This window comes from Pseudomonas sp. AD21 (assembly GCF_002878485.1).
Taxonomy (GTDB): Bacteria; Pseudomonadota; Gammaproteobacteria; order Pseudomonadales; family Pseudomonadaceae; genus Aquipseudomonas.
Genome location: NZ_NQYG01000029.1, coordinates 369 through 23,374, shown reverse-complemented (window position 1 = coordinate 23,374; position 23,006 = coordinate 369). Strand labels below are relative to the sequence as shown.

The 23,006-nt window shown below is 61.2% G+C and carries 22 protein-coding genes; 14 read left to right on the top strand and 8 right to left on the bottom strand.

Annotation, left to right across the window (positions count from 1 at the left end; genetic code table 11):
* The first annotated feature begins 113 nt into the window (after window positions 1-113).
* The 8 genes from cobU to PseAD21_RS17610 all read left to right on the top strand — a co-directional run bounded on the left by cobU (window position 114) and on the right by PseAD21_RS17610 (window position 5,569).
* Window positions 114-635: a bifunctional adenosylcobinamide kinase/adenosylcobinamide-phosphate guanylyltransferase gene (cobU, locus tag PseAD21_RS17640; RefSeq protein ID WP_102356784.1), complete on the top strand. Its 522-nt coding sequence runs from the start codon at window positions 114-116 to the stop codon at window positions 633-635.
* Window positions 632-1,687, top strand: coding sequence for a nicotinate-nucleotide--dimethylbenzimidazole phosphoribosyltransferase (gene cobT / locus PseAD21_RS17635; protein ID WP_102356783.1), 1,056 nt, complete (start codon window positions 632-634; stop codon window positions 1,685-1,687). Before cobU ends, cobT begins: the two co-directional genes overlap by 4 nt.
* Window positions 1,684-2,259: an alpha-ribazole phosphatase family protein gene (gene cobC / locus PseAD21_RS17630; RefSeq protein WP_102356782.1), complete on the top strand. Its 576-nt coding sequence runs from the start codon at window positions 1,684-1,686 to the stop codon at window positions 2,257-2,259. The genes cobT and cobC overlap by 4 nt, the downstream gene beginning before the upstream one ends.
* Window position 2,260: 1 nt before the next feature.
* Window positions 2,261-2,992, top strand: a complete 732-nt coding sequence (locus PseAD21_RS17625; protein ID WP_102356781.1) for an adenosylcobinamide-GDP ribazoletransferase — start codon at window positions 2,261-2,263, stop codon at window positions 2,990-2,992.
* A gap of 175 nt (window positions 2,993-3,167) precedes the next feature.
* Window positions 3,168-3,572: a MarR family winged helix-turn-helix transcriptional regulator gene (locus PseAD21_RS17620; RefSeq protein ID WP_102356780.1), complete on the top strand. Its 405-nt coding sequence runs from the start codon at window positions 3,168-3,170 to the stop codon at window positions 3,570-3,572.
* A 53-nt stretch (window positions 3,573-3,625) separates the two neighbouring features.
* Window positions 3,626-4,834 (top strand): MFS transporter, encoded by a 1,209-nt coding sequence (locus tag PseAD21_RS17615; RefSeq protein WP_102356779.1) that lies wholly within the window; start codon window positions 3,626-3,628, stop codon window positions 4,832-4,834.
* Complete coding sequence (locus PseAD21_RS30060) at window positions 4,831-4,956, top strand: hypothetical protein (protein ID WP_256214716.1); 126 nt, start codon at window positions 4,831-4,833, stop codon at window positions 4,954-4,956. The genes PseAD21_RS17615 and PseAD21_RS30060 overlap by 4 nt, the downstream gene beginning before the upstream one ends.
* 52 nt (window positions 4,957-5,008) lie before the next feature.
* Window positions 5,009-5,569: a glutathione peroxidase gene (locus tag PseAD21_RS17610; RefSeq protein ID WP_102356778.1), complete on the top strand. Its 561-nt coding sequence runs from the start codon at window positions 5,009-5,011 to the stop codon at window positions 5,567-5,569.
* Between the two features lie 193 nt (window positions 5,570-5,762).
* Here PseAD21_RS17610 and PseAD21_RS17605 read toward each other — a convergent pair whose 3' ends face one another.
* The 3 genes from PseAD21_RS17605 to PseAD21_RS17595 form a co-directional block, all read right to left on the bottom strand.
* Complete coding sequence (locus PseAD21_RS17605; protein ID WP_102356777.1) at window positions 5,763-7,034, bottom strand: OmpP1/FadL family transporter; 1,272 nt, start codon at window positions 7,032-7,034, stop codon at window positions 5,763-5,765.
* 146 nt (window positions 7,035-7,180) lie between these two features.
* Entirely contained in the window at window positions 7,181-7,663 is a 483-nt protein-coding gene (locus PseAD21_RS17600) for a hypothetical protein (protein WP_025111983.1), read from the bottom strand.
* A gap of 273 nt (window positions 7,664-7,936) precedes the next feature.
* Window positions 7,937-8,161 carry a hypothetical protein gene (locus PseAD21_RS17595; RefSeq protein ID WP_007950419.1) on the bottom strand — a complete coding sequence of 75 codons (225 nt, stop codon included), beginning with the start codon at window positions 8,159-8,161 and terminating at the stop codon, window positions 7,937-7,939.
* A gap of 1,009 nt (window positions 8,162-9,170) precedes the next feature.
* Between PseAD21_RS17595 and PseAD21_RS17585 the strand changes: the two genes are divergently transcribed.
* The gene (locus PseAD21_RS17585; protein WP_102356776.1) at window positions 9,171-9,494 is read left to right on the top strand and encodes a hypothetical protein; all 324 of its coding nucleotides are present in this window, start codon (window positions 9,171-9,173) and stop codon (window positions 9,492-9,494) included.
* Between the two features lie 175 nt (window positions 9,495-9,669).
* Window positions 9,670-11,034, top strand: coding sequence for a DNA recombination protein RmuC (gene rmuC / locus PseAD21_RS17580; RefSeq protein ID WP_178082140.1), 1,365 nt, complete (start codon window positions 9,670-9,672; stop codon window positions 11,032-11,034).
* A 113-nt stretch (window positions 11,035-11,147) separates the two neighbouring features.
* Here the strand turns inward: rmuC and PseAD21_RS17575 are convergent, their stop codons facing one another.
* Window positions 11,148-14,618 carry a PAS domain-containing hybrid sensor histidine kinase/response regulator gene (locus tag PseAD21_RS17575; RefSeq protein ID WP_102356774.1) on the bottom strand — a complete coding sequence of 1,157 codons (3,471 nt, stop codon included), beginning with the start codon at window positions 14,616-14,618 and terminating at the stop codon, window positions 11,148-11,150.
* 222 nt (window positions 14,619-14,840) lie between these two features.
* Window positions 14,841-15,383, bottom strand: coding sequence for a TetR/AcrR family transcriptional regulator (locus PseAD21_RS17565; RefSeq protein ID WP_102356772.1), 543 nt, complete (start codon window positions 15,381-15,383; stop codon window positions 14,841-14,843).
* Between the two features lie 91 nt (window positions 15,384-15,474).
* Between PseAD21_RS17565 and PseAD21_RS17560 the strand changes: the two genes are divergently transcribed.
* The 4 genes from PseAD21_RS17560 to PseAD21_RS17545 all read left to right on the top strand — a co-directional run bounded on the left by PseAD21_RS17560 (window position 15,475) and on the right by PseAD21_RS17545 (window position 20,255).
* Window positions 15,475-16,662, top strand: coding sequence for an MFS transporter (locus PseAD21_RS17560; RefSeq protein ID WP_102356771.1), 1,188 nt, complete (start codon window positions 15,475-15,477; stop codon window positions 16,660-16,662).
* Between the two features lie 52 nt (window positions 16,663-16,714).
* On the top strand, window positions 16,715-17,026 hold the full coding sequence (locus PseAD21_RS17555) for a cupin (RefSeq protein ID WP_102356770.1): 312 nt from the start codon (window positions 16,715-16,717) through the stop codon (window positions 17,024-17,026).
* A 105-nt stretch (window positions 17,027-17,131) separates the two neighbouring features.
* Window positions 17,132-18,283, top strand: a complete 1,152-nt coding sequence (locus PseAD21_RS17550; protein WP_102356769.1) for a TDT family transporter — start codon at window positions 17,132-17,134, stop codon at window positions 18,281-18,283.
* Between the two features lie 97 nt (window positions 18,284-18,380).
* Entirely contained in the window at window positions 18,381-20,255 is a 1,875-nt protein-coding gene (locus PseAD21_RS17545) for an MFS transporter (RefSeq protein ID WP_102356768.1), read from the top strand.
* A gap of 97 nt (window positions 20,256-20,352) precedes the next feature.
* Here the strand turns inward: PseAD21_RS17545 and sugE are convergent, their stop codons facing one another.
* The 3 genes from sugE to rdgC all read right to left on the bottom strand — a co-directional run bounded on the left by sugE (window position 20,353) and on the right by rdgC (window position 22,818).
* Window positions 20,353-20,667, bottom strand: coding sequence for a quaternary ammonium compound efflux SMR transporter SugE (sugE, locus tag PseAD21_RS17540; RefSeq protein WP_003223093.1), 315 nt, complete (start codon window positions 20,665-20,667; stop codon window positions 20,353-20,355).
* Window positions 20,668-20,786: 119 nt separating this feature from the next.
* A complete protein-coding gene (locus PseAD21_RS17535; RefSeq protein ID WP_102356767.1) occupies window positions 20,787-21,752 on the bottom strand; it encodes a bile acid:sodium symporter family protein in 966 nt (321 codons plus the stop codon).
* A gap of 145 nt (window positions 21,753-21,897) precedes the next feature.
* Window positions 21,898-22,818, bottom strand: coding sequence for a recombination-associated protein RdgC (gene rdgC / locus PseAD21_RS17530; protein ID WP_003223096.1), 921 nt, complete (start codon window positions 22,816-22,818; stop codon window positions 21,898-21,900).
* Between the last annotated feature and the right edge of the window lie 188 nt (window positions 22,819-23,006).

Sequence of the window (23,006 nt, the reverse complement as noted above, 5' to 3'; positions counted from 1 at the left end):
GCGGACCTCTTCGCGAGCAAGCCCTCCCACATTGGATCACCTAACCCCTGTGGGAGCGGGCTTGCTCGCGAAAGCGTCAGCCGCCCCAACACACAAAATTCAGGATGTCTCCCATGCTCCAACTGATCCTCGGCGGCGCCCGCTCCGGCAAAAGTCGCCTCGCGGAAAAACTCGCCAGCGACAGCCAACTGGCCGTCACCTACATCGCCACCAGCCAACCGCTGGACGGCGAAATGAACGACCGCGTCGCGCATCACCGCGCCCGTCGCCCGGCCGAATGGGCGTTGATCGAAGAGCCGCTGGAACTGGCTCGCGTCCTGCGTGAAAACGCCAGCGCCGAGCGTTGCTTGCTGGTGGATTGCCTGACCCTGTGGCTGACCAATCTGCTGATGCTCGATGACGCCGAACGTCTCGCCGCTGAGCGCGAAGCCTTGCTGGACTGCCTGGCGTTATTGCCGGGGGAAACCATTTTTGTCAGCAACGAGACCGGAATGGGTGTCGTGCCGCTGGGCGAATTGACTCGCCGCTACGTCGATGAAGCCGGTTGGCTGCATCAAGCTCTGGCTGAGCGCTGTCAGCGTGTCGTCTTGACCGTCGCCGGCCTGCCCCTGACCCTGAAAGGACCTGCGTTATGACTCAAGCGTGGTGGTTGAACCCGTGCAAACCGGTGAATGCCGAGATCGTTGAACAAGCGGCGGCGCGCCAACAGCAACTGACCAAACCGGCCGGGTCTCTCGGTCGCCTCGAAACGGTGGCGGTGCAGTTGGCGGGATTGCAGGGCCAGGTCAAACCGAGCGTTGATCAGTTGTGGATCGCGATTTTCGCCGGTGATCATGGCGTGGTCGCGGAAGGTGTTTCGGCGTTCCCGCAGGAAGTCACCGGGCAGATGCTGCTCAACTTCGTCAGCGGTGGCGCGGCGATCAGCGTGCTGGCGCGCCAGCTCGATGCACAACTGGAAGTGGTGGATCTGGGCACCGTGACACCGTCGCTGAACCTGCCCGGCGTACGGCACTTGAAGGTCGGCCCGGGCACGGCGAATTTCGCCAAGGGCGCGGCGATGACCCGGGCGCAGGGCGAGCTCGCTTTGCAGGCCGGTCGCGACAGTGTGCTGCGTGCCAAGGCAGCAGGCGCGCAGTTGTTTATCGGTGGCGAAATGGGCATCGGCAACACCACCGCCGCCAGTGCGCTGGCCTGCGCCTTGCTCGATTGCCCGGTGGTGCACCTGACCGGCCCTGGCACGGGTTTGAATGCCGAAGGCGTCAGCCATAAGGCGCAAGTGATCGAGCGCGCGCTGGCCCTGCATGCGGCGCAACGGGGTGATGCGTTGCAAACCCTGCTCAATCTTGGCGGTTTTGAAATCGCCGCACTGGTCGGCGCGTATCTGGCCTGTGCCCAGGAAGGCGTCGCGGTGCTGGTCGACGGATTTATCTGCACGGTCGCCGCGTTGGTCGCGGTGCGGCTGAATCCGGCCTGTCGCGAGTGGCTATTGTTCGGCCACCGTGGCGCCGAACCGGGCCATCGTCATGTGCTCGAAGCCCTCAATGCCGAGCCGTTGCTGGAGCTCGGTTTGCGTCTGGGCGAGGGCAGTGGAGCGGCGTTGGCCGTACCGCTGTTGCGTCTGGCGTGCGACCTGCACGGGCAGATGGCGACGTTCGCTGAAGCCGCAGTGGCGGATCGTCCGGCATGACTTTGCGCCTGGACCTGTTGCGTCACGGCGAGACTGAACTGGGCGGTGGTTTGCGCGGCAGCCTCGATGATGCGCTGACGGAAAACGGTTGGGCGCAGATGCGTGCGGCGGTGATCGCGGGCGGGCCCTGGGATCGGCTGGTCAGTTCGCCGCTGCAGCGTTGTGCGCGGTTCGCCGCGGAGCTGGGTGAGCAACTGAATTTGCCGGTGAATCTGGACAAGGATCTGCAGGAGCTGCATTTCGGCGCCTGGGAAGGGCAGAGCGCTGCGGCGTTGATGGAGACTGACGCCGAGGCGCTGGGGCTGTTCTGGGCTGACCCGTATGCCTTTACGCCGCCGCAGGGTGAACCGGTCAGCGATTTTGCTGCGCGTGTGCTGGGCGCGGTTGCGCGGTTGCATCAGGCGTACGTCGGCGAGCGTGTGTTGCTGATCAGTCACGGCGGCGTGATGCGCCTGTTGCTGGCGCAAGCGCGTGGTTTGCCCCGTCAGCAGTTGCTCAATGTCGAAGTCGCGCATGCTTCGTTGTTTTCCCTGACCGTAGAGGCCGATGGCTCGCTCAAGGAAGGTCACTGACATGCTGCCACTGTGGATCGCCCTGCAATTTCTCAGCAGTTTGCCGATTCGTCTGCCGGGGATGCCTCAGCCGGAGCAACTCGGGCGCTCGTTGCTGTTTTATCCGCTGGTGGGGTTGCTGTTCGGGGTGATCCTCTGGGCATTCAACCTGGCGTTGGCCGGCGCACCATTGTTGCTGCATGCGGCGCTGTTGCTGACGGTGTGGGTGCTGCTCAGCGGCGCGCTGCATCTCGACGGTCTGGCTGACAGCGCTGACGCCTGGCTCGGTGGTTTCGGTGATCGCGAACGCACGCTGACGATCATGAAGGATCCGCGCAGCGGGCCGATCGCGGTGGTGACGCTGGTGCTGGTGTTGTTGCTCAAGTTCTGCGCGTTGCTGGCGCTGATCGAGCAAGGGCATGGGCTGGCGCTGATCATCGTGCCGCTGCTGGGGCGTGCGGCGTTGTTAGGATTGTTTCTGACCACACCGTATGTGCGGGCGGGTGGGTTGGGGCAGGCGCTGGCCGATCATCTGCCGCGCAGGGCGGGGTGGTGGGTGCTTGGGTTCAGTGCGCTGGGCTGTGTGCTGATCGCAGGGGCTAAAGCGATTGTTGCGCTGGCTGTCGCGTTAGGGGTGTTTGTCTGGCTGCGGCAGGTGATGATGCGGCGGCTGGGCGGGGCCACGGGCGATACGGCGGGGGCGTTGCTCGAATTGCTGGAGATGGCGGTGTTGATTGGGGTGGTGTTGGTCTGAGATATCTTTATAACCGTGCTGGCCCCGTCGCGAGCAAGCCCGCTCCCACAGGGGGAGCGCATTCCAAGGGTGGGAGCGGGCTTGCTCGCGAAGGCGGTGTGTCAGACGCCACAAACCTTATTGATAAACTCACGTGTAACTTGATTTAACACAGTCCCGGGTATATACACGCATCATGCTTCCTTCTCAGTGTTTGTGCACCAACCTGCGTCGCGCCGCTCGTGGCGTCAGCAGGCATTACGACGGCGCTCTCGACGGCTTCGGGATCAACGTTGCCCAGTATTCTTTGCTGTGCAACCTGCAGCGCCTGGATCAACCAAGCATTTCCGAACTGGCCGAAGCCATGGGTCTGGATCGCAGTACCCTGGGACGCAATCTGCGGGTGCTGGAAGGCGAGGGCCTGGTGGCGCTGGCCGAGGGCAAAGACATGCGCAACCGCATCGTCAGGCTCACCGAGGCCGGTGTGCAGCGCTTGGCGGCGGCCCTGCCAGCCTGGGAAGCGGCGCAACAGCGATTGATTGATCGCCTGGGCGCCGAGAAGCGTGAAACCTTGCTCAGATTGCTGGATGAACTGGCCTGAGGCCGGTTTTTTCCAAACTCAAGCGGGTATATACCCGCAAGCGGAGAATAACAATGACATCGATGTGGCGTACGTGCGGTTGGGTGTTGCTGGGAAGTGCGCTGATTCTGGCGTTGTCATTGGGCGTGCGGCACGGCTTCGGTCTGTTCCTGTCGCCGATGAGCGCACAGTTCGGCTGGGGGCGCGAAGTGTTTGCCTTCGCCATCGCCTTGCAGAACTTGATCTGGGGGCTGGCACAGCCGTTCACCGGGGCTTTGGCTGACCGTTTCGGTGCGGCCAAAGTGGTGCTGGTCGGCGGTGTGTTCTACGCCTTGGGCCTGGTGTTCATGGGGCTGTCCGATTCGGCACTGAGCCTGTCGTTGAGCGCCGGTCTGTTGATCGGCATCGGCCTCTCCGGTACGTCGTTCTCGGTGATCCTCGGCGTGGTCGGGCGTGCCGTGCCGCCGGAAAAACGCAGCATGGGCATGGGTATCGCCAGCGCCGCCGGCTCGTTCGGCCAGTTCGCCATGCTGCCCGGCACCCTGGGTTTGATCGGCTGGCTCGGCTGGTCGGCTGCGCTGTTGGTGCTCGGCCTGCTGGTGGCGCTGATCGTGCCGCTGGTGAGCATGCTCAAGGACAAACCGCTGCCGGTGCTGGGTCATGAACAGACCCTGCCTGAAGCGTTGCGTGAAGCCTGTTCGCATTCCGGCTTTTGGTTGCTGGCGTTCGGCTTTTTCGTCTGCGGTTTTCAGGTGGTATTCATCGGTGTGCATCTGCCGGCCTATCTGGTCGATCAGCATCTGCCGGCCACGGTCGGCACCACGGTGCTGGCGTTGATCGGGTTGTTCAACATCTTCGGAACCTACACCGCCGGCTGGCTCGGCGGGCGCATGTCCAAACCGCGTCTGCTGACCGCGTTGTACCTGCTGCGCGCAGTGGTGATTGTGCTGTTCCTGTGGCTGCCGGTGACGACCACTTCGGCCTATCTGTTCGGCATGGCCATGGGCTTCTTGTGGTTATCGACGGTGCCGTTGACCAACGGCACGGTGGCGACCTTGTTTGGCGTGCGCAATCTGTCCATGCTCGGCGGTATCGTGTTCCTGTTCCACCAGCTCGGCTCGTTCCTCGGCGGCTGGCTGGGCGGGGTGGTGTATGACCGTACCGGGAGTTATGACTTGATCTGGCAAGTGGCGATTCTCTTGAGCCTGCTGGCGGCTGCGCTGAACTGGCCGGTGCGTGAGCGTCCGGTGGCGCGCCTGCAACCGGGTGTGAGCGCCGCATGAAGCGTTCCTGGCCGCGATTCGCCTTCGCCGCACTCGGCGCCCTGTTGCTGGCGCTGGTGTGGTGGGGCTGGCATCAGGGCGGCCTGGCGCTGATGCAACTGGGTATGGGCGCTTGCCTGTAGGCTTTGATGGCGAGTAACGTCGGGGTCTGATGACTGCTCAAGGATGCCCGACATGCTCATGCGCTGGTGTGTTGTACCCGCGTTGCTGATGGCGTTGACCGGATTGGCCCAGGCCGCTGATTGTCCGGATGCGCTGCAAGGTTCGCTGCCGAAGTTGCGCGCCAAGGAATCCATCGACCTCTGTCAGCGCTACGCCGGCAAGCCGCTGGTGGTGGTCAATACCGCGAGCTTCTGTGGCTTCGCTCCGCAGTTCGAGGGCCTCGAAGCGCTTAATCAGCGCTACAAGGCACAAGGTCTGGAGATGCTCGGCGTGCCGTCCAACGACTTCAAGCAAGAGTCCAAGGACAGCGCTGAGACCGCCAAGGTCTGCTATGCCAGCTACGGCGTGACGTTCACCATGACCGAGCCGCAGAAGGTCCGTGGCGATGGCGCTACCCACCTGTTCAAGGTGCTGGCGGAGCAGAGCAGCGCGCCGAAGTGGAATTTCTACAAGTACGTGATCGACCGTCAGGGCAAGGTGATTGCGAATTTTTCCAGCCTGACCAAGCCGGATGATCCGGAATTTATCGCCGCCATCGAGAAAGCCATAGCCTCAAACCCCCTGGCTGACTGAAACACGGTCTTTTTGTGGGAGCGAGCCTGCTCGCGAAGACGGTCTGACCCGCGACATAATGTTTGTCTGATCCAGCGCTTTCGCGAGCAGGCGCGCTCCCATATTGATGTTCATGCAGGCACAAAAAAGCCCCGCTTTCTGTAAAGAAAACGGGGCTTTTTTGTGGGCGAGGGATCAGCCTCGCCGTGCAGCATCAGAAGCGATAGGTCGCGCCGACACCGAAACCGTTTGCCGAGTTTTCATACTTGGCGTCGTAGGTCTGGCCACGATCGTTTTGGTTGTGGACTTTGACCGACTCTTCCTTCAAGTACGAGTAAGCCACGTCGATGGTCAGGTCTTCGGTCGGGCTCCAGCCGGCACCGAGGCTGAAGATGGTCCGGTCGCCGGTCGGGATGCGTGGCGAACGGTCGACGTTGTTGGTCGGCGACTGGTCGAAAGTCAGACCGGTGCGCAGTACCCATTCCTTGTTCAACTGGTACGAAGTACCCACGGCGTAAGCCCAGGAGTCGTGCCAGTTCTGGTCTTCGGTGATCTCGCCGAACTGACCGGCCAGCAGCGGCTGGACACCCGAGTTTTCGACGGTGATCTTCTTCAGCTGGCTCCAGCGGGTCCAGGTCGAACCGGCATAGACGTTCCAGCGGTCGTTGATCGCTTGAGTGACCGAGAAGTCCACGGATTCAGGCGTGGTGATCTTCAGCGAAGCGTCGTACTTCTGCTCGGCACCCAGGCCGACTGCGCCCAGCACACCGTAGTTGACCTTGGTGTTGCCTTCGAGCTTGTAGTCGACTTTCGAGTGGTAGGTCAGACCCAGGCGAGTGGTGTCAGTGGCCTGTACCAGCACGCCAATGTTGTAACCCAGCGCGGTGTCGTCACCCTTGATCTTGACCTTGCCATCCGGAGCGGCCTGGGTGATCGACAGGTTGGATTCCAGCGTACCGTCGATACGGTTGATGGTCGGACCGAAACCGACCGACACCACGTCGTTGAACTTGTAGCTGACAGTCGGCTGGAAGGTGATGACTTGCACTTCGGACTTGCTGCCGAAGTAACGGCCGCCAAAGCCTTTTTCGTAGTCGGTAATCAGGCCGAACGGCACGTATACGCCGAGGCCGAATGCCCAATGCTCATCGATCGGTTTGACGTAGAAGCCCATAGGTACGGAGGTGAAGGGCACCATGTCGCCTTTGTTGCTGCCGCCGTTAGGGCTGGAGCTGGCGTCTTTGATATCGGTCTTGGCATCGAGGAATGCAACACCGCCAGTGACTTGTTCGCGCGTGATGCGCGACATGCCGGCAGGGTTGCCATAAACAGTGCTTGCGTCGTCGGCAGAAGAAGATCGCCCAGCGTAACCAGTACCCATCCCGCTGATGCTGTGTTCGTTGATGGCAAAGCCAGCTGCGAAGATCTGGGTGGATGCCATGGTCACGGCGAGGCTAAGGGTGGTTTTGAGCATTACTTTTTTCATTATTAGAACTCCTGGTGATCACCGGGGCGAAAATTACCAACATTTTCGTTCCAGCGCTATAGTCCCTATGGCTTGAGTTAGAGCGGTTTTGTAGGACAATCCGACCAGATTCGCGACCTGTTGGGCGATTTTGTGAAACCGCTTGGTCAGCACGCGACCTGATTCACCGGTGAAACACAAGTTTGCCAGGCGTAAGTGAAGTCGCGCAGACGCCCTTGCGGCTGGAAGGTCTGACGCCAGATTCGCGCCATGCCCAACAGATCATTCGGGTCGGGGAGGGTGGGGTTTTGTTCTTCGACCAGCAGCCAGGCGATGGCGGTGGCGTAACGCAGGTTGACGGTCAGTTCCAGGTGCGGGCCACTGAGAAAAGCATGCTGACTGGCGAGGCCGCGAACCAGGCTGGCACGCTCCGGATCAAGCGCCAGATAGTGATCCCAGAGGGCCTGGTGGCGATGTTCGGCGATCCGGTAGAGGCCGTGGCCACGGCGGTCATGCAGGGCGGAACCGAGGGCGGACTGGCTGGCGGCGATCCCCAGCAGCAGGGATTCGGCGGTTGCGCAGTGACGTCCCAGATAAATCAATGTGGGACGGATCACGTAGCGACACAGTTCGCTGGCAGCGATACCCATAATGCCCTCGATTCTTGTAATGGGCGGCGATACCTGAAGGGGCCTTGGCAGCGGTGGATCGACTCAGGCTCGCCGGAAGCGGATCAAGCCGCTTGAGTTGAAGTGTAGTGTCATATTCACGACGTAAAGGCCTGTTTTTAAAATATTTCCGGCTGCGAGCCAAAAGCGTTATATCCGATGGTGCTTAGGCGCGCAGGGCTAAAAGCGAAACATCGGGCAATAAAAAGCCCCGCATTTTGTGCGGGGCTTGTGCTTTTGCGGCCTTTTCGGCTCTCAGGCAATCAATGCCTGACGTGTACGGTCGATCACGGCCTGCAGCGGCTCGGCGCTGGAGTATTGATCGGGGTACAGACGCTCGCTGTGGCGGGCGATTCCGTGTTCATTGACCACGGTGAAGCTGAAGCAGCCTTTGCGAGCGGCCATGATCAGGCAGTTCATTGGGGCAAAAGCGTTGGTTAGGGTGCGAATGGCATCCTGAGTCTGGATTTGAGTAGACATAGTTATTAGGTGTTCCTACAAATGACACGGATAAGAACCGTGCAACGTTAAAACGTTCCAGTAACGTCGACCACCATTGGTCGTACGAAGAACCCGACTGGAACAAAGCAGCCAGTTTGAAGCGCTATTAAGTTGGCGCGCTTGGGCTGGCAGGTAGGTACTTAGGAGGGCAGGCAACACATCAAGGGCAGAGGTTCTGGGCCCGGGGTGAAGATCCTGATCAATTTGCAGGTTGGTTCGGTCAGAGTAAGTGTGCTTGGCAACACCCTTTGCATTCATTCAAAGGCTGTGTTGACGCAAGTTTTACCTGGAAACCATCGAGGGGTCGTTCCCGCTTTTTCGGTGGAAGGCTTCTGTGAAGAAGGCTGACCGTGGGGATGTGTTCGACCGGAATTGACTTTCAGCTTGGTACTAACGCCGCGGATACTAACGGATCGTCCTGGGCAATGCAAACCCTGCGGCAAAAAAGATTACGACCGGTAGCAGAGTCATAGGCTGGCATTGCCGGCCCCATCGCGAGCAGGCTCACTCCTGCAGGGGATCGTGGACTCCTGTGGGAACGAGCCTGCTCGCGAAGGAACCATCCATCGCCACAAAAGCGTGCAGTCATCCCCCTCGCCAAGCCGCTTATCCCCAGCCCGAGGCGCAAAACGACCCGAAAAAGCGCATCGATATAACCGGGTAACAGGTACTTGTGCACATTAGTTGCGCAGGCCGTAACGCGACTGTCATATCAATCCTGACCCCAGCGGCTGCCTGCATCAAAAGTTTAAGTCAATGAAAAACATCGGTTTTTTTTGTTGGTGAAAAAATCGTCAGTTTGACTGCGGGCCCCATTCCACAAGGCTTTGCGCGGGTTCGGGAGCGGTTGTCCACTGAGTTATCCACAGCTTCTGTGGATTGTCCCTAGCGCTTGCTCTAGGACGGGCGTGCCGGGTTTTTTTCGGGCTTTACCTGTACGAAAAAGAGAGTAGAGTGGCGCGCCTTCCGATCTGCCCCACAGTGTTTTATGAAGTTTCGCTCAGTATCAGACTCTGTTACCTCCGAACACCCTCGTGTTACCTCTCCCAAACGATTTTCCGTGCGTGTGGCCGAATGGCTGCTCGACAGTCCGCGTCTGGGCGACAGCCACAATGCCAAGCACCTGGCGGGGCGTCTGCTCAAGCAACCGGCACGCGAAGGCGTGGTCGCGGCGCAGAGCCGTCTCGGTCAGTTGATGTGCCGTGAGTGCGGCAACGCCCGGGATCGCCGTATCGGACAGGATCTGCTGCGTCAGGCCGCGCGTGCCGGTGATCGCCGTGCGCAACAGGAACTCGGCCTGCTCGAAGACTGAGCTGTCCAACGTCCCACGCCTTGGTTAACCTTCAGGCTTTATCGAATCGGCAGGAGTGGCTATGGCTATGGACTTGACCAGCGTGTTGCTCGGTCTGGCAGGTGCGGGGTTGCCGCTGCTGGCGCTGGCCTGGCAACTGCAGCGCCGGGCGAGCAACGGACAAGCCGAGGTCGCCTTGCTCGAAGAGCGACTGGCCATGGCGCAACTGGCGCAGGACGGGCTCAACGCGCAGTTGGAAGCCAGTCGCGATGAAACGGTTGATCTGGCGCAGGCCAACGCCGCGAAACAGGCTGAACTGGCCGCCCTGCGCCGTGAAGTCGAGTTGCTGCAGATCGAGCGCGATGACGCCCGCGACGCCTCCCACGCCTGGAACATCGAGCGCGCCAACAAGGAAGCCGAACTACGCCGTCTGGACGCCCAGGCAGCGTCGCTGAACGCCGAGTTGCGCGAGCAACAGGAAAGCCATCAACAACGCCTCAACGACCTGCAAGGCTCGCGCGATGAACTGCGGGCGCAGTTCGCCGAGCTGGCCGGCAAGATTTTCGATGAGCGCGAGCAGCGCTTCGCCGAGACCAGCCAGCAGCGCCTCGGCCAACTGCTCGACCCGTTGAAAGAACGCATCCAGTCCTTCGAAAAACGCGTGGAAGAAAGCTATCAGGCCGAAGCCCGCGAGCGCTTCTCGCTGGCCAAGGAACTGGAGCGTCTGCAGCAGTTGAACCTGCGCCTGAGCGACGAAGCGACCAACCTGACCCGCGCCCTCAAAGGCCAGAAGACCCAAGGCAACTGGGGCGAACTGATTCTTGAGCGAGTGCTGGAACACGCAGGCCTGGAGAAGGGCCGTGAGTACCAGACGCAGGTCAACCTCAAGGGCCCGGACGGCGAGCGCTTCCAGCCCGACGTGATCATTTATCTGCCGGGCGACAAGCAGGTGGTGGTCGATTCCAAGGTCAGCCTCACCGCCTATCAGCAGTACGTCGCCGCCGAAGACGACAGCATCGGCCAAGTCGCGATCAAGCAGCACGTGCTGTCGCTGCGCAGCCACGTCAAAGGCCTCGCCGGCAAGGACTACAAGCGCCTGGAGGGGCTGCACAGCCTCGATTTCGTCTTGCTGTTCGTGCCGATCGAGGCGGCATTTTCCGCCGCCCTGCAAGCCGAGCCGACGCTGTTTCAGGAGGCGTTCGACCGCAACATTGTGATCGTCAGCCCGACCACGTTGCTGGCGACCCTGCGGGTGATCGACAGTCTGTGGAAGCAGGAGCGGCAAAGCCAGAACGCCCGGGAAATCGCCGAGCGTGCCGGCTGGCTGTACGACAAGTTCGTGCTGTTCATTCAAGATCTGGATGAGGTCGGCAATCGCCTGCAACAGCTGGACAAGGCCTACAGTTCGGCGCGCAACAAACTCACGGAAGGACGCGGCAACCTGGTCAGCCGCAGCGAGCAGCTCAAACTGCTGGGCGCGCGGGCGAGCAAAAGTCTGCCGGCGGATCTGTTGGAGCGGGCGATGACTGATGTCGATGGTCTGGTCGAGCTACCTGAATAGCCCCAAAAGCTTCGCGAGCAGGCTCGCTCCCACAGGAAAATGCATTTCAAAGGTGGGAGCGGGCTTGCTCGCGAAGGCGTCAGCAGTAGCGCTGCAACACTCAAGTCGAACGGTTAGAGCGGCACATACCGACTCAACAACGCCCGCAACGCCGCCGGTTTCACCGGTTTGGCCAGATAATCCAGCCCAGCCGCATGCACCTGCGCCACGGTTTCCGGGCGACCATCGGCGCTGATCACCACCCCCGGCACCGGCTCTCCCAGCGTAGTGCGCAGCCACGCCATCAGCTCGGTCCCGGTATCGCCGTGGTCGAGGTGATAGTCGACCAACGCCAGTTGCGGCCGCACGCCATCGCTGAGCAACGCCGCGCATTCCTCGCGGTTGCGCGCCGTCCACACCTGACAGCCCCAACGGCTCAGCAGGCTGTTCATGCCGATCAGAATGCTGTCTTCATTGTCGATGCACAGTACCTGTGCGCCGCTGAGCAACTTGCCGTTCAACTCGACCGCAGCGTGCGCCGGCACCGACTGCGGCCGGGCCAGCGGCACGCTGACGCTGAACACACTGCCGCGTCCTGGCCATGAGCGTACGCGCAGCGTATGGCCCAGCACTCGACACAAACCATCGGCGATCGCCAGGCCGAGCCCGAGGCCTTTTTCGGCGCGGGTCTGATGGCTGTCGAGGCGTTTGAACTCCTCGAAAATCACCTGTTGCTTGTCTTCCGGAATACCTGGCCCGCGATCCCACACTTCCAGGCACAGTTCACCGCGGCGTCGCCGCACGCCCAGCAGCACCGGACCCTTGGCGTAGCGGAAAGCGTTGGTCAGGAAGTTCTGCAGAATCCGCCGCAGCAACTTGATGTCGCTGTCGATGCGCAAGTGGCTGCCGCGCACGCGGAAGGTCAGGCCTTGCTCGTGAGCCAGCGCCTTGAATTCGGCGCCGAGGGTATCGAACAGCTCATTGAGCGCAAACGGCTTGCGATCGGGGTTGATCTTGCCGTTTTCCAGGCGGGAAATATCCAGCAGGTCGCTGATCAAGTCTTCCGCCGAGCGCAGCGAACTGTCGAGGTGTTGCACCAGTTGCTGCGCCTCGTTGCTCAAGCCGTCGTCCTGGTGAGAGAGGGCGGCGGAGAACAGTCGCGCGGCGTTCAGCGGCTGCATCAGGTCATGACTGACCGCCGCGAGGAAACGGGTTTTCGATTGGTTGGCGGCCTCGGCGTTGCCCTTGGCTTCGGTCAGCGCGACGTTGAGCTGCGAGAGTTCCTGGGTGCGCTCGCTGACGCGCTGCTCCAGCCCTTCGTTGGCCTCGGTCAGCGCCTGCTCGGCCTCACGGAACGCGGTGATGTCGGTGAAACTCATGACGAAACCGCCGCCGGGCATCGGGTTGCCGATCAACTCGATCACCCGGCCGTTGGGGAACAAGCGCTCCGAGGTGTGTGCACGGCCCTGACGCATCCAGTGCAGGCGTCGGGCAACGTGGACTTCAGCCTCACCGGGGCCGCACAGGCCGCGTTCGGCGTTGTAGCGAATGATGTCGGCAATCGGCCGGCCGACGCTGATCAAACCGTCCGGGTAGTTGAACAGCTCCAGATAACGCCGGTTCCAGGCCACCAGTTTCAGCGACTGGTCGACCACGCTGATGCCCTGGGTGATGTTCTCGATCGCGCCTTGCAGCAAGGCGCGGTTGAACTGCAAGACTTCCGAGGCTTCGTCAGCGATACGCACCACGTCCTCGAGCTGCATTTCTCGACCTTCGATGGCGGCTTTTACCACTGCGCGCGTCGAAGAGGCGCCGAGCACGCCGGCGAGCAAGCGTTCGGTGTGGGCGATCCATTCGCCGTCGGCGTTCTGGTTCGGGTTGAAGCCTTTGCCCTGACGGTAGGCGAAACGGATGAAGCTCTGTCGCGCACGTTCTTCACCGACAAACCGCGCCGCCAGTTGCAGCAAGTCGTCGATCTGCACCGCAAGCATCGAGCGCGCACTCGGACGGGCGCTGATTTCCTGGCCGATGAAGCGTCCGGCCTGCCAGTGTTCCGAAACCCGTGTGCGCGACAGCACCGAGACCCAGGCGAACAGGGTGAAGTTGCCCGCCAGCGACAGCACCACGCCTTGGGTCAGCGGGGTGATCGGCAGGTTCAGCGGGTTGCTGTGCAGCCACGCCAGCCCCGGGAAAGTGCTCAGCGACCAGCCAAGGCTGTGGGCGGCAATCGGCAGGATCAGCGTGTAGAACCAGAGGAATGTGCCGGCGGCGAGGCCCGCGAAAACCCCACGGCGGTTGGCCTGTTTCCAGTACAGCGCGCCGAGCATCGCCGGGGCCAGTTGGGTCACGGCGGCGAAGGCGATCTGGCCGATGGTCGCCAGACTCGCAGTGGAGCCGAGCAAGCGATAGCTGACGTAAGCCAGCAGCAGGATCAGCACGATGCTCACGCGGCGCACCGAGAGCATCCACTGGCGGAACACTTCGAACGGGCGCTCGGCGTTGTTGCGCCGCAGCAGCCACGGCAACAACATGTCGTTGGAGACCATGGTCGACAGCGCCACACTGGCGACGATCACCATGCCGGTGGCCGCCGACGCACCGCCGATAAATGCCAGCAGTGCCAATGCCGGATGGGCCTGAGCCAGTGGCAGGCTGATCACGAACGAGTCGGGCAGCACGTGACTCGGCAGCAGCATCTGCCCGGCGAGGGCAATCGGCACGACGAACAGCGCGGCCAGCGCCAGATAAGCCGGGAACACCCATTTGGCAAGGCGCAGGTCCTGCGGGTCGATGTTCTCCACCACCGTGACATGAAACTGCCGAGGCAGGCAGATGATTGCCATCATCGCCACCCCGGTCTGCACCACCATCGACGGCCAGTTGATGGTTTCTTTCCAGTATTCCTCAAGCCGTGGTGCGAGCATCGCCTGATTGAACAAGTCGTCGAAACCGTCGTAGAGACCAAAGGTGACGAACGCGCCGACGGCGAGAAAGGCGAACAGTTTGACCAGCGATTCGAAGGCAATCGCCAGCACCATGCCCCGGTGGTGTTCGGTGGCGTCGAGGTTGCGCGTACCGAAGACGATGGTGAACAGCGCCAGTACCAGCGACACGATCAGCGCGGTGTCCTGGGCGCGGGTGCCCATGGCGTCGGCACCGGCGCCGATCAGCAGGTTCACACCGAGGACGATGCCTTTGAGTTGCAGGGCGATGTAGGGCAGGACGCCGACCAGACAGATCAGCGCGACCACCACCGCCAGCGATTGCGATTTGCCGTAACGCGCGGCGATGAAGTCGGCAATCGAGGTGATGTTCTCCTGCTTGCTGATCATCACCATTTTCTGCAGGACCCACGGCGCGCCCAGCAGCAACAGGATCGGCCCGAGGTAGATCGGCAGGAATGACCACAGCTGTTCCGCGGCCTGGCCGACCGCGCCAAAGAATGTCCAACTGGTGCAATAAACCGCCAGCGACAGGCTGTACACCCACGCACGCATCCGCGGCGGCAACGGCGCGCTGCGACGGTCGCCGTAAAAGGCGATGGCGAACATGATGGCCATATAGGCGAGGGCGACGGCGGCGATCAGCCCGGTGGACAACGACATGCAACACTCCCGACAGAAGACTCCCCGGCAATCCTGCCCGGGCGGACAGTCTCGCATGAGTGCGGCGGTTAGTCAGTGTCGACCAAGGTCGTGGCGTGGCGGGGGGTCGCAGGTTTGAAACCGGGTGGTTTCTGAGTTGACTGGTCGGGCTTCTTCGCGAGCAGGCTCGCTCCCACATTTGGTATGCAATCCCCTGTGGGAGCGAGCCTGCTCGCGATGGCATCAGCCCTGCTGCAGCGCGATATCAATCAACCGATGCAACTCTTCGACCTCCAGTGCCGCCGCCGAAAACAGAATCCGGAACACCACCGGCGCCACCACCAGATTGATCAACCGGTCAACGCTCGGCGCCGTTTCATCCGGGTGGCGGTCAATGATGATCTGCAACTGCGCACCGAGGATCGTCACGCAATACCCCGGCGTGGCGCTGGCCTGCACGTCGCGCATCATGTTGCGCCCGGGCTCGGAACTCATCTCGTCGAGATACTGCTCGGCCCAGGCGCGGATATCACCGCGCAGATCACCAGTCACGGCCGGTTCGCTGTCGGGGCGCATGCGGGCGAGGGCGACGTCCGCGAGCAACGCCGCCAGATCACCCCAGCGTCGATAGATCGTCGAGGGCGTCACGCCGGCGCGTGCAGCGATTTGCGGCACAGTCACGGTGCTGCGCTCCTGTTCTTGCAGAAGTGCGCGGACTGCCGAATGAATCGACTCTTGCACCCGGGCGCTACGGCCGCCGGGGCGTAAACCTTCTTTAATAGCCATGTGTCCGACCTTAACACAAAGAATTTGCTTTAAGCCAAAGCCAAGAGCACACTCCGCAAAAGCAAAAAATTAGCTTTTGCGGAGTGTGCACATGACCAGCCTTGCTTCCAACCGTGGCAGCCTGATTTTTCTGGCGATCACCTTACTGAGTTTTCTCGCCGCTTCCACAGCGCCGACGCCGCTGTATCGCCTGTATCAGGATCAACTGCATTTTTCGGCAGCGGTGCTGACGCTGATTTTCGGCGTGTATGCCTTGAGCCTGCTGGCAGCGCTGCTGACGGTCGGATCGCTGTCCGATCACCTGGGGCGCAAACCGGTGATTTTCACCGCGGTACTGCTCAACGCGCTGGCGATGTTGCTGTTTATCAGCGCCGACAGTGTCGCCTGGCTGATCAGCGCCCGCGTACTGCAGGGTTTTGCCACCGGCATGGCCACCGCTGTTTTGAGCGCGACACTGCTCGACACCGACCGCGAGCAAGGGCCGTTGATCAACAGCGTCGCACCGTTGCTCGGCATGGCGCTGGGCAGCATGGGCTGTGGCTTGCTGGCCGAGTTCGCCCCGGCGCCGTTGCAACTGACCTACTGGCTGCTGCTCGGGTTGTTTGTGCTGCAAGCGGCGTATGTCTGGCGCATGCCAGAAAGCGTGACGCCGCAAGCCGGGGCCTGGGCATCGCTGCGGCCGACCCTGCATGTGCCGGTCCAGGCACGTTCGACTTTGTGGCGCGTACTGCCGCTGAACACCGCGACCTGGGCCCTTGGCGGCTTTTTTGCCTCGCTGGCGCCGTCGTTGGTGCGCACCGCTACCGGTTCGACGTCCAATCTGATCGGTGGCGCGACAGTCTCGGCGTTGACCGTGACCGGCGCGCTGATGATCTTCACCTTGCGTAATCGTCCGGCCAGCAAAGCCCTGCAAATCGGCGCCGGTCTGCTGCCGCTCGGGGTGCTGTTGATTTTGCTCGGCGTGCACAGCGCCAGTCTGGCGCTGTTTTTCCTCGGCACGCTAATCGCCGGTTGCGGCTTTGGCTCGGGGTTCCTTGGCGCGGTGCGCAGCCTGGTGCCGTTGGCGTCGCCCCATGAACGGGCCGGGTTGATGTCGGCGTACTACGCGCTGAGTTATCTGGCGTTCTGCCTGCCGGCGTTGGTGGCCGGGCACTTGACCCGCACGTATGGCCTGCTGGCGACCACCGATGGCTACGGTGTTGCTTTGATCGTACTGGCCTTGAGCGCGCTGTTGCTCAGCCTGCGTCCACGTGCGGCCAAGGTTTGTCGCGCTCCATAAGCGGCGCCGTTTGGGTTAGCCTTGGCCGGCCCTGTATTTCACGGATCGAGACATGAAGATAATCCGCAGCAAGTCGTTCACCGCCGAGCGTGCCTGGGGTGCGCTGGACATCGCCAACATGAATGGCATCACCACGCGCCTGCACTGGACCGACCAGCCGTATAAATGGCACGTCAACGATGGCGAAGAAGTGTTCGTGGTGCTCGACGGCCAGGTGCAGATGCACTACCGCGAACAGGGTGAAGAAAAGCAGGTGCTGCTTGAGATCGGGGACATCTTCTACGCCTCGGTCGGTACCGAGCACGTAGCGCATCCGCAGGGTGCGGCGCGGATTCTGGTGATCGAGAGCGAAGGCAGCGTCTAGAGGCTTATCTATTAAGTAGATAACAGATAGAGAAATTACCCGTTATATAGATATTCGATTCGGTTCTACCATGGACTCAACCTCACCTGAGGACAGGAGTTCATGATGACTTGCCCCAACAGCGCCAAACCCGGCATCAAGCCGTTCAGCCAGCTTCAGCATCCGCGTGAAGTGATCCGTCAATTCACCCCCAACTGGTTCGCCGCGACCATGGGCACCGGCGTGCTGGCCCTGGCGCTGGCGCAACTTCCGGTGGCGATTCCCGGGCTGCACGCGGTGGCCGAAGGGTTGTGGCTGTTCAACATTCTGTTGTTCACCCTGTTTACTTTCGCTTATGCCGCGCGCTGGGTGTTGTTTTTCGATGAAGCGCGGCGGATCTTCGGCCACTCCACCGTATCGATGTTCTTCGGCACCATTCCCATGGGCCTGGCGACCATCATCAACGGCTTTCTGCTGTTCGGTCTGCCACGCTGGGGCGAGGGCGTGATCCATCTGGCCGAGGTGCTGTGGTGGCTCGACGTGGCGATGTCGCTGGCCTGCGGCGTGTTGATCCCCTACATGATGTTTACCCGCCAGGAACACAGCATCGATCAGATGACCGCCGTCTGGCTGTTGCCGGTGGTCGCCGCGGAAGTGGCGGCGGCCAGCGGTGGCTTGCTCGCGCCGCATCTGGCTGATGCTCACGCGCAACTGGTGGTGCTGACCACCAGCTACGTGCTCTGGGCATTTTCCCTGCCGGTGGCGTTCAGCATTCTGACCATCCTGTTGCTGCGCATGGCCCTGCACAAACTGCCTCACGAAAACATGGCGGCCTCGAGCTGGCTGGCTCTAGGCCCGATCGGCACCGGCGCGTTGGGCATGTTGCTGCTGGGCAGTGATGCGCCGGCGATCTTCGCCGCCAACGGTCTGCCGGGCATCGGTGAAATCGCTTCCGGTATTGGCCTGGTCGCCGGCATCACGCTGTGGGGGTTCGGCTTGTGGTGGATGTTGATGGCGCTGTTGATCACCGCTCGCTACTTGCGTGACGGCATCCCGTTCAACCTTGGCTGGTGGGGTTTTACCTTCCCGCTGGGCGTGTATTCGCTGGCGACCCTCAAGCTTGCCAGCACGCTGAACCTCGGATTTTTCAGTGTGGTGGGCTGCGTGCTGGTGACGTTGCTGGCGGTGATGTGGCTGATCGTCGGTAAACGCACCGTGCAAGGCGCGTGGCGCGGTGAACTGTTTGTCTCACCTTGTATTGCAGGTTTGAAGAAATAACCTGAAAAGTTTAGGTAATGTGTGGCCTGGATCGCGGATCGGGATTCCAATATGCAGATCCAGGCCATTCTCTACCGACCTCAGGGAAACACGGAAGATGAGTCACCCCTCACAGTTCAACCTGCTTCGCACCCGGCGCTTCCTGCCGTTTTTCATCACGCAGTCGCTGGGCGCCTTCAACGACAACGTGTTCAAGCAGTCGCTGATTCTCGCCATTCTCTATCGGCTGACCATCGAGGGTGACCGTTCGATCTGGGTCAACCTGTGTGCGCTGCTGTTTATCCTGCCGTTCTTTCTGTTCTCGGCGCTGGCCGGGCAGTTCGGGGAAAAGTTCGCCAAGGACGCGCTGATTCGTCTGATCAAACTCGCAGAAATCGCGATCATGGCCGTAGGATCGATCGGTTTTCTCTTCGATCACCTGTCGCTGATGCTGGTGGCGCTGTTCGCCATGGGCACCCACTCGGCGCTGTTCGGGCCGGTGAAGTATTCGATACTGCCGCAGGCGCTGCGAGAGGATGAGCTGGTCGGCGGCAATGGTCTGGTGGAGATGGGCACGTTCCTGGCGATTCTCGCCGGGACCATTGGCGCCGGGGTCATCATGTCCTCGACGCATTACGCGCCACTGGTGTCGACCGCGATTGTCGGCATTGCCGTGCTGGGTTATCTCGCCAGTCGCAGCATTCCGCGTGCAGCGGCGGCGTCGCCGGAAATGCGCCTGAACTGGAACATCTTCAGCCAGTCCTGGGCCACCCTCAAACTCGGCTTGGGCCAGACGCCAGCGGTGTCGCGCTCGATTGTCGGCAACTCGTGGTTCTGGTTTGTCGGGGCGATTTACCTGACGCAGATCCCGGCCTACGCCAAGGAATGGATGCACGGCGACGAAACCGTGGTCACGCTGATTCTTACCGTGTTCTCGGTCGGCATCGCGCTGGGTTCGATGCTTTGCGAGAAGCTTTCCGGGCGTAAGGTCGAGATCGGCCTGGTGCCGTTCGGCTCGTTCGGTCTGACTGTGTTCGGCCTGCTGCTGTGGTGGCATTCCGGCGGTATCCCGGAAAGTGTCACCGGCCACAGCTGGATTGACGTGCTGGGTTTTGTGCATACCTGGGCCGTGCTGGTCGACATTCTCGGCCTCGGCATTTTTGGCGGCTTCTACATCGTGCCGCTGTACGCCTTGATCCAGTCGCGCACCGCCGAAAACGAGCGGGCGCGGGTGATCGCCGCCAACAACATTCTCAACGCACTGTTTATGGTGGTGTCGGCGATCGTTTCGATTGTGTTGCTCAGTGTGGTCAAACTGTCTATTGCGCAGCTGTTCCTGGTGGTGTCGCTGCTCAATATCGGTGTCAATGCGTACATCTTCAAGATCGTTCCCGAGTTCAGCATGCGCTTCATGATCTGGCTGCTCAGCCATTCCATGTACCGCGTTGAGCACCGCAACCTGGAGGCGATCCCGGACGAAGGCGCGGCGTTGCTGGTGTGCAACCACGTTTCGTTCGTCGATGCCTTGCTGATTGGTGGCGCGGTGCGTCGGCCGATTCGCTTTGTCATGTACTACAAGATCTACAACCTGCCGGTGCTGAACTTTATCTTCCGCACGGCGGGGACGATTCCGATTGCCGGACGCAACGAAGACATCCAGATCTACGAAAAGGCCTTCACCCGGATTGCCCAGTATCTGAAGGACGGCGAACTGGTGTGCATCTTCCCGGAGGGCAAATTGACCACCGACGGTGAGATCAATGAGTTCAAGGGCGGGCTGACGCGGATTCTCGAAGAGACACCGGTGCCGGTGATTCCGCTGGCGCTGCAGGGATTGTGGGGGAGTTTCTTCAGTCGCGACCCGAACAAGGGTTTGTTCAAGCGGTTGTGGTCGCGGGTGACGTTGGTGGCGGGTTCGGCGGTAGCGGTTGAAGCCGCGGAACCGGCGAAGTTGCAGGGGGTGGTGGGGGAGTTGCGTGGGGCAGTCAGATAATCGCTGACTTTAAGGGCCTCATCACGAGCAGGCTCACTCCTGCATTTGAAACGCGTTGCCCTGTAGGAGTGAGCCTGCTCGCGAAAGCGGTAGTGGCCTAGGCGCTGACCTTGAGGCCGATCAACCCGGTAATGATCAACGCCACACTGGCCAGGCGAATCAACGCCATCGACTCGCCAAACAGAATGATCCCGGCAATCACCGTACCCACGGCGCCCACGCCGGTCCAGATCGCATAAGCCGTACCCAACGGCAATTCCTTCATCGCCAGACCCAGCAGACCAAGGCTGATGGCCATGGCCGCAACGGTCAGTACGGTGGGAAGCGGGCGGGTGAAGCCGTCGGTATATTTCAGGCCGACGGCCCAGCCGACTTCGAACAGGCCGGCGAAAAACAGAATGATCCAGGACATGAGAGACCTCCATCGATTGACGGGGTCGTCCCCAGATTAATAACTCGATCGAGCCGCAGGGTCGTCCCCGCGTTGCGCAACATATTGACGAGCATTCATCCGGGGATCAAGGTTTGAGGTCAGTCGGCGGCCTGTTGAGCTGCCGTTTCACGATCTTCTTTTTCGCTCATGCGCCGGAAGCAGGTCGAAAGCAGCGCCCCGGAAATGTTGTGCCAGACGCTGAACAGCGCGCTCGGCACCGCCGCCAGTGGCGAGAAGTGCGCACTGGCCAACGCGGCGCCCAGTCCCGAGTTCTGCATGCCGACTTCCAGCGCCAGTGACTTGCGCTGAGCCAGTGGCAACTTGAACAGACGCCCGGTGAAGTAACCCAGCAAGTAGCCGAAGCTGTTGTGCAGCATCACCACGGCCATGATCAGCAGACCGGACTCGGCGATCTTCGCCTGACTGGCGGCAACAACCGCCGTGACGATGATCACGATGCTGACCACCGACACCAGCGGCAACACCTCGACCGCGTGTCGCACCTTGTCACCGAGCAAACGTTGCGCAACCACGCCGAGCACGATTGGCAGCAACACGACTTGCAGGATCGACCAGAACAGCTCCATGAACGACACCGGCAACCACGCCGAAGCCAGCAGCCAGATCAGCGCCGGGGTCAGCAGCGGGGCGAGCAGGGTGGTGACCGCAGCAATCGCCACCGACAGCGCCAGGTCGCCCCGGGCGAGCCAGGTCATCACATTGGAAGAGGTGCCGCTTGGGCAGCAACCGACCAGAATCACCCCGACGGCGATTTCCGGCGGCAGATGAAAGACCTGGCAGAGCAACCACGCCACGCCGGGCATGATCACGAAATGCGCAACCACGCCCAGCGCCACGCGCCACGGATGGCGGGCGACAGCAGCGAAGTCGTCGAGTTTGAGGGTCAGGCCCATGCCGAACATCACCAGCCCCAGCAACGGCACGATGGCGCCTTTGAGACCGAGGAACCACGCCGGCTGCAGGAATGCGATCACGGCGAAAATCAGAACCCAGTAAGCGAAGGTGTTGCCGACAAAGCGGCTGAGTGCAGCCAGTGCGCGCATGGCTTGTTCCTTATTATTGGTTACACACAAAACCAATGTAGGAGTGAGCCTGCTCGCGAAAGCGGAGTGTCAGACACATTAATGTTAACTGTCACTGCGCATTCGCGAGCAGGCTCGCTCCCACAATTTTGAAACTCGCCGGGCGTTAGATCCCCTGCGGCGTCTCTTCACCACCCAGCGCTTCAACCAGTGCCGGCAGGAAGTCGCCGAAGGTCAGCATCATCAAAGTGAAGCTGGCGTCCAGTTGGCCCAGGGCCTCGTCGCCACCGTCCTGTTCGGCCTGATCCTGCAGCAGGTCTTCGAACTTCAGGCGTTTGACGGTCATTTTGTCGTCGAGCATGAACGACAGCTTGTCCTGCCAGGCCAGCGACAGTTGAGTCACGACTTTGCCGGTGCTCAGGTGCAGCTGGATTTCTTCGCTGGTCAGGTCTTGACGCTTGCAGCGCACGATGCCGCCGTCTTCGTGGGTGTCGCGCAGTTCGCACTCGTCCAGGACAAAGAAGTCCGGGGCGGCTTGCTGGGTGGTGACCCATTCGGTCATCACGGCGGTCGGCGCGGTTTTCACGGTCAGCGGACGGACGGGCAGGGTGCCGAGCACTTCGCGCATTGTGGAGAGCAGGTCTTCGGCGCGTTTCGGGCTGGCCGAGTTGACCAGAATCAGCCCCTGTTTCGGCGCGATGGCGGCGAAGGTCGACGAGCGACGGATAAAGGCGCGCGGCAGGAAGGCCTGGATGATTTCATCCTTGATCTGATCGCGTTCCTTCTTATAGACCTTGCGCATCTGCTCGGCTTCGATCTCTTCGACCTTTTCCTTGACCGCGTCGCGCACGACGCTGCCCGGCAGAATACGTTCTTCTTTACGAGCGGCGATCAGCAGGAAGTCACCGCTGACGTGCACCAGTGGAGCATCTTCGCCCTTGCCGAACGGCGCGACGAAACCGTAGGTGGTCAACTCCTGGCTTGCACATGGACGCGCCAGTTTGGTGGCCAGTGCAGTTTCCAGCGCCTCGGCATCGACAGGCAGGTCTTGGGTCAGGCGATAGATAAGCAGGTTTTTGAACCACATGGGGTGAGTCTCTCCTTTATACAAAGGGGGGCATTATTGTCTTCGCCGTGGCATAGGCCAACCCTTCTCTAAGCCTTTGGAAGGCCTGAGAAAATTATTTAAAAAAGTGCTTGCCAGAGGTTGGGTCGCTCCGTAGAATGCGCGCCACACCGAAGCGAAGGGTGATTAGCTCAGCTGGGAGAGCGTCT

Coding starts and splice junctions, on each gene's coding strand:
- PseAD21_RS17585 (WP_102356776.1), top strand. CDS start 9,171: ATGAAGTTTCGCTCAGTATCAGACTCTGTTACCTCCGAACACCCTCGT.
- PseAD21_RS17545 (WP_102356768.1), top strand. CDS start 18,381: ATGAGTCACCCCTCACAGTTCAACCTGCTTCGCACCCGGCGCTTCCTG.
- PseAD21_RS17565 (WP_102356772.1), bottom strand. CDS start 15,383: ATGGCTATTAAAGAAGGTTTACGCCCCGGCGGCCGTAGCGCCCGGGTG.
- PseAD21_RS17610 (WP_102356778.1), top strand. CDS start 5,009: ATGCTCATGCGCTGGTGTGTTGTACCCGCGTTGCTGATGGCGTTGACC.
- PseAD21_RS17615 (WP_102356779.1), top strand. CDS start 3,626: ATGACATCGATGTGGCGTACGTGCGGTTGGGTGTTGCTGGGAAGTGCG.
- rdgC (WP_003223096.1), bottom strand. CDS start 22,818: ATGTGGTTCAAAAACCTGCTTATCTATCGCCTGACCCAAGACCTGCCT.
- PseAD21_RS17620 (WP_102356780.1), top strand. CDS start 3,168: ATGCTTCCTTCTCAGTGTTTGTGCACCAACCTGCGTCGCGCCGCTCGT.
- PseAD21_RS17550 (WP_102356769.1), top strand. CDS start 17,132: ATGACTTGCCCCAACAGCGCCAAACCCGGCATCAAGCCGTTCAGCCAG.
- PseAD21_RS17560 (WP_102356771.1), top strand. CDS start 15,475: ATGACCAGCCTTGCTTCCAACCGTGGCAGCCTGATTTTTCTGGCGATC.
- cobU (WP_102356784.1), top strand. CDS start 114: ATGCTCCAACTGATCCTCGGCGGCGCCCGCTCCGGCAAAAGTCGCCTC.
- cobT (WP_102356783.1), top strand. CDS start 632: ATGACTCAAGCGTGGTGGTTGAACCCGTGCAAACCGGTGAATGCCGAG.
- cobC (WP_102356782.1), top strand. CDS start 1,684: ATGACTTTGCGCCTGGACCTGTTGCGTCACGGCGAGACTGAACTGGGC.
- PseAD21_RS17600 (WP_025111983.1), bottom strand. CDS start 7,663: ATGGGTATCGCTGCCAGCGAACTGTGTCGCTACGTGATCCGTCCCACA.
- PseAD21_RS17575 (WP_102356774.1), bottom strand. CDS start 14,618: ATGTCGTTGTCCACCGGGCTGATCGCCGCCGTCGCCCTCGCCTATATG.
- sugE (WP_003223093.1), bottom strand. CDS start 20,667: ATGTCCTGGATCATTCTGTTTTTCGCCGGCCTGTTCGAAGTCGGCTGG.
- PseAD21_RS17555 (WP_102356770.1), top strand. CDS start 16,715: ATGAAGATAATCCGCAGCAAGTCGTTCACCGCCGAGCGTGCCTGGGGT.
- PseAD21_RS17625 (WP_102356781.1), top strand. CDS start 2,261: ATGCTGCCACTGTGGATCGCCCTGCAATTTCTCAGCAGTTTGCCGATT.
- PseAD21_RS17535 (WP_102356767.1), bottom strand. CDS start 21,752: ATGCGCGCACTGGCTGCACTCAGCCGCTTTGTCGGCAACACCTTCGCT.
- PseAD21_RS17605 (WP_102356777.1), bottom strand. CDS start 7,034: ATGAAAAAAGTAATGCTCAAAACCACCCTTAGCCTCGCCGTGACCATG.
- PseAD21_RS30060 (WP_256214716.1), top strand. CDS start 4,831: ATGAAGCGTTCCTGGCCGCGATTCGCCTTCGCCGCACTCGGCGCCCTG.
- PseAD21_RS17595 (WP_007950419.1), bottom strand. CDS start 8,161: ATGTCTACTCAAATCCAGACTCAGGATGCCATTCGCACCCTAACCAAC.